Annotated in this window: 3 protein-coding genes; all 3 read right to left on the bottom strand. The window is 47.3% G+C overall.

Annotated elements, in window-relative coordinates:
- On the bottom strand, nucleotides 1-1216 hold a 1216-nt coding region (locus tag KB557_RS09890; protein ID WP_399218968.1), incomplete at its 3' end, for a hypothetical protein.
- Nucleotides 1216-2238, bottom strand: coding sequence for a hypothetical protein (locus tag KB557_RS09885; protein ID WP_255133767.1), 1023 nt, complete (start codon nucleotides 2236-2238; stop codon nucleotides 1216-1218). The genes KB557_RS09890 and KB557_RS09885, both read right to left, overlap by 1 nt.
- Nucleotides 2235-3461 (bottom strand): hypothetical protein (locus KB557_RS09880; protein WP_255133764.1); only part of this gene is annotated, 1227 nt, incomplete at its 5' end. The genes KB557_RS09885 and KB557_RS09880, both read right to left, overlap by 4 nt.

Below are 3461 nucleotides of genomic sequence, written 5' to 3'. Positions count from 1 at the left end.
TATCAACTTGTGGGCCCGGCTGTTTAACCAGCTGCCTCCATGCACGTTGCACATCAAGGCGCCGATTAAGCAGATAGGTATTAACTAGGTTAGAGGGGTTGAGTTCCATCAAAAGCGCAACAGCGGTGAATGCAACAGCCGCTATTGCTTGGTGTCTACTTGAACTAGCTAGGCGCAGCAATAGCTGCCTCCTGCGCCTTAACGGTAATTTAAACTCTTCTGCGTCACTTGTTGCAACTGATGCAAGCAGCAAATCACAACCCTCAAAGTATTCGTTGCTTGCAAGTGTTGCTTTAGTTTTTGCTAGCGATGTAACTAAATCAGCTCCTGTTTCTAAGCCAGTTAGCAATTCTGCAAAGGCTGTGGCCGCTGCCTTTGATGGCACCAGCTCTAAAAAACAAATAGACCAATTAATGCCAGCGCGAGCTGCAACACTTGCTAGCTGTAAACCGCTGCAGCTGTTAAACATCAGCAAACGCAAGCCATTTTTAGCTGCAATAGCCAAGTGGCTTTCAAGGCTTTGACCATTTATTTGACTGCCATCACCAAGGTGCAACACTCCCCCCATCGGGCCACTATTTGAGTGGCCTAAAAACAAGGCAGCATTCCAGCCACTGCTTTTTGCTAACGCATTGCTCAGAGAAATAGCACTGCAGTGTTCAGCCCTCAGCATCGTGAGCTGGATACGCCCACTGCGCTGCAATTGCATTAGTTGATTTATCTCCCCATCTAGGTTTAATCCTTGTTCTGCGCCAACAACCAGTAAGACGCGGGGTTTACGTGCTTGCAGTGTTACCTGCTTGATATTTGATAAGCCGTTTCCATCAACACGCCAGATGCGGCGCTGCAAGCAAAGGGATTCCCAAGGCAAGCTGTAAAGCTCAGCTTTTACCTGCTCAAGGCGCAGGGTTAGGGGCAGGTTTGGCAAAGCAACAAGTAATTGCTGGAGTGGTTGCCAGTCAGGGCTTTCAATCCACTGCTGCAGCGCTAAACGCAATTGATTGCTGTAGGTTTTCACAACAGCAGCGCCTTGGGGCCAAACAAAGGCAGGGTCGTGATGTTTTAAAAATCGATGTCGCCACGACTTTTGCAACTCATAAAGCTGGTTTGGTTCTGGAACAGCAAAAGCATTATTGCAACCAGGCGCTGTAATAAACACCTGTAACCCCGAAGGGTTATTAGCTCCCTGGCGAATTACAAGATTGATATTTACCATTAGCCGGGTAGCTGCAGCGGCGGCAGGACTAGATCATTGCTACCGGGGAAGCCCAAACTTACATTTATTAATTCTGTTCCTCCACTGAAGTTGAACTCAATCTTGGTGTTATCTTCAGCTATCTGCTGCTGCGTATGACTGCCTTGGCAAGCACTAATGCATAGACCATTTGGCAAGAGGTCGCCATCTATGGAAGCACTTAAAAGCAATATCAAGCCATCTGGGCTGGAAGGATTACTACCAGTTGCAAGCATCTGCAATACGAAACGCTCGATACATGTTTCTGCTGCTAGGCCAGATACCAATTGACCATCAGCTAACCCCAAAGGAATAGAAACAAGAGCTAACGCATTATTATCAGGAAGACTAATAAACCTTAATGCTATATTAGTTCTAAATGCACCCACACTAAGTGGCTGCAAGTTAGCGCCAAATGATTGACCTAAAACTTCATCAATTTGGCCATTAATCCAATCTGCAATTGCAATCACACTGCGCTGCGCTTTATATGGACTCGTTTTTAACGGAAGCCGTGGTATTGCTGCAGGATCAAGTAACTGAACGAGTGTTAGCAAACGTTCAACTCCACCTTTAAATTCATTTGTATCAATTATTATGATTTCAGTAGGTGGATTTGCGCTGCGCGCAAGGCTGATAAATTCAGCGCTTGTTAATACACCTGTAAATACCACTACATCATTTTCTTCATCCACCTGAGCGGCTAGTAATAGCTGCGGGGCGGTTGATTCCTGCATCCAGACTGATTTATCAATGGCAATTTGATCAGCTGCTAAACCCGTGGTAACCAACTGCAGGGCAAAGCGGTTGAGGCTTAATAAACGACCCTCTTCTTCTGCGCCGATGCTTGGCCCGAATGGCAATGGGGCTTTTTGACTAGCAAGCACCTCTTTTAATGCAGATATAGCAAGAACTCGGGGGCTATTCCATTGCACGCTTTCAGGCAGCTCAACTGCTCCGAGTGGCATTGTCAGAGCTTCAAGGGGCGTTACGGGTTCGGTCATAGCTGGTTTATGTATTGCTGCACCCATCGGCGCAGGGGCGGGATGTCACCTTCTAGTTCTGGCTCCACCAAGTGATTCCTTAAAGCATTCACCAGCCTTTCTGCTGCTTCTACGCTTGTGCCGCAACTAATAAATTCCGGCTGTCTTTTAAGCTCTATTGCAGCAGCAATTGCTATTTCAGTTGACCTTCGTTTTTCGTCAAGCAATTTACTTACCCATGGTTGCTCGTGTTTTACCTGCTGAGCGATATCGCGCTGGCTCAGGCCTTGGCCATAAAGCTCAAAGGCAAGTTTGCGGCCTTCATCTTTACTGAATTTGATTGCTTCCTTCTGCATCACAGCAGGCAGCAAGTTATCCATAGCCCGCTCTAAGGCTGCATCAATCAAAACTTTTAGCGCTGCTGGCTCTGGCCCATCCGAACTTGCAGAGGAAGGGGTAACTGGCTCGTAGCCAGCTTCTAAAGACTGATCAAGGCTTTGATTGGCTGAACCTGTTAGTAGTTGCCGGATTGCTTTGGCAATTGCAAGTAAACGCTCTTTTGTATTAAAAGGTTCTTGAGCAGGATCAAGCTGTTGAAGGAATTCAAGCCCTGGCTGCCAGCCAGAAGACTTTCCTGTTAAGGCCTTAAATTCTTGCTTTGCTAGATCGTACAAAGGCTTAAAACCACTGTGCAAAGCAATTAATGATTCGATCGTGGCACTGCTTCTTAGGTGTGCTTGACAAGCCTCTTGAACACGGCGGGGGCTGCTATTACGCAAAAGAGCCCAATCGGAGATGAGCAGCAGGCCGTGTTGCTTGAAGTAGGCCTTGAGCTCGTTATTTGATTGGATTTTTAGGCGCGCCCAATGGGGCAAGCCGCATAAGGCTGGATCAAAACTGCGCAGGATTTCAGCTGAAAAGGGACTGGTTGGACCCTTTGGCAATGAACTGATCACTGAATAGGTAAAATCTGCTGTGCTTTCCTTGCTGCGTCTAATAGTTAAGGCACCTTCATCATCTAAGGCGTAGCTAGCCATTGCCTTTAATTCGATGCCATGGCGCTCATGGTGGGCATTAAAGGTTGCTTTTAACCAGGCTTCTAGAGGGTGGCTGAGGCGGCAACGCAAGCACAGTAATGGCAAGGGGGAATCTGTGCTTTTGGCAACCTCTAAAAGACCTAGATCAAGGGATCTGCTTGCTTCTGCTTCTAGATATTCCGGGCGTTCGTGAGCAAGGAAGGCGCT

It is taken from the genome of Synechococcus sp. Cruz CV12-2-Slac-r, assembly GCF_024346075.1.
Classification (GTDB): domain Bacteria; phylum Cyanobacteriota; class Cyanobacteriia; order PCC-6307; family Cyanobiaceae; genus Synechococcus_D.
Note: the sequence above shows the minus strand (reverse complement) of the source record. Positions and strands in the feature narration are given on the sequence as shown.